The organism is Finegoldia sp. P1-F-LS, from assembly GCF_052932205.1.
In genome coordinates, this window is sequence record NZ_JBRFJH010000029.1 from 1 (window position 1) to 490 (window position 490).

1 pseudogene is annotated in these 490 nt (G+C 30.6%); it reads right to left on the minus strand.

Features of this window, described 5'->3' with window-relative positions:
* Positions 1–34: 34 nt before the first annotated feature.
* Positions 35–490 (minus strand): annotated as a pseudogene (locus ACU68Y_RS09095) (lysine--tRNA ligase); the annotation flags it as partial.

Genomic DNA, 490 nt, shown 5'->3' on the forward strand with positions numbered 1-490 from the left:
ATTACAAACCCCAGTTTCATTTTTAGCGTGTTCTTTAATATAATTTTGATCCTGCTGGAATGTTTGAATCTAACATTATAAGATTCAATACTTCTTCTCCTTCATATTCGCAGATTGCAGATAAAAGCATTCCGCAAGATTCTTCACCCATCATTTTTCTTGGTGGCAAGTTAGTTATTGCAAGTAATGTTTTACCTACTAAATCTTCTGCACTGTAGTAGTTTTTGATTCCTGATAATATGATTCTATCTTTTCCGGATCCATCATTCAAAGTGAATTTTAATAATTTCTTAGATTTTGGAACTTCTTCACAAGATTTTACTTTCACAACTCTGAAATCAGATTCTGAGAATTTATCAAAATCTACAAAATCTTCAAATAATGGTTCAACTTTTACTTTTGATAAGTCTAATTTCTTAGCTTTTGTATTGTCTTCACCATCTTTTGAACTATCAGAAGAATTATTTCCAACTGGCTTCATTGTTGGGAA